At 44.7% G+C, this 977-nt stretch carries 1 protein-coding gene and 1 pseudogene; both read right to left on the minus strand.

The annotated features are described in order from the left end of the window. Positions 1-369: 369 nt before the first annotated feature. Complete coding sequence (locus ACO0KV_RS18350; protein ID WP_423044595.1) at positions 370-564, minus strand: hypothetical protein; 195 nt, start codon at positions 562-564, stop codon at positions 370-372. A gap of 296 nt (positions 565-860) precedes the next feature. Next, positions 861-977, minus strand: a pseudogene (locus ACO0KV_RS18355) (IS30 family transposase); the annotation flags it as partial.

Consider the following 977-nt stretch of genomic DNA (forward strand, 5'->3'; position numbering starts at 1 on the left):
TTTGGGTGAGATGTGTGTAGTTCATTATGCAATTTCGACTGGCCGGTCAAAAAGGCACAAATGCTATCGCATCTTGCCCTCATTAACCGGTACCGTTCATAAATTGCACTTCATCCTAGAATTCGCCGATTTTTAATAAATAGCTAAGATAATCATCTATAGTCAACGCTAGCACATCCAATGACCCCGACAAAACCCAAATTGCTCATTCTGCAACACGAAGGAAGTAAATAGAGCCTTCTTGATAGATGAATAAAACAAAAATACCATCGGGATGGTGTCCTGATCTCAACTAGATGTTGCTTGTTCTTGCTGAAAGGTCAGGACGATAAATTCCGCGGGTCTCACCACCGCAACCATCACCGTTACTCACCTATCACCATTGAGAAGATCATCAGCAGTCATGGTAGACCCAAGTCCACAACTGACACGAAAAGCCTCATCTGGTGATGCCCCTTGTATGCCGCCTTGCTTTGCATCAGAAAGAGTGATCGGTAATGTTACTGCGCCGACAATACCGGTATTGGCTGGTGTATTCCATACGCCAGCTAGGTCATCGTTCATCGTATACGCACCAGCCATCGCACCGCTAGGTGGCAACCTATTGGCATACGCCACGACGTGATGAATGATTTGCTGATAGATGGGGCTAACGTTGCGCCATCACCGCAGTATGTGCATCGCACCATGTTGAGGGGCAACGGACCGTGTCAATGGTCATGGTCGAGTTGAATAAACAAAAAAATAGCCCGCACAAGGCGGGCTTAAATCCAAATCTTTTGGGGACTTGGAGGAGACAACTCAACCATATTGCAGCGCAATAAATTCTACAACCGTTATTTTTATATATCAGCGCGAGTTCAATTTTGAAGTGCAAGCGTATTTTTGAAGAATACCTGATTGGGTGTAAGGTATCCTAATCTTTTTCTTGGTCGATTATTCAGTCTTTTCATGGCGTGATCAATCTCCTGTTGTGT

The sequence above is a fragment of the Undibacterium sp. RuRC25W genome, from assembly GCF_049339825.1.
Taxonomy (GTDB): Bacteria; Pseudomonadota; Gammaproteobacteria; order Burkholderiales; family Burkholderiaceae_D; genus Undibacterium.

Excerpts from the sequence above, each read along its gene's own strand:
- ACO0KV_RS18350 (WP_423044595.1), bottom strand. The coding sequence starts at position 564 with ATGAACGATGACCTAGCTGGCGTATGGAATACACCAGCCAATACCGGT.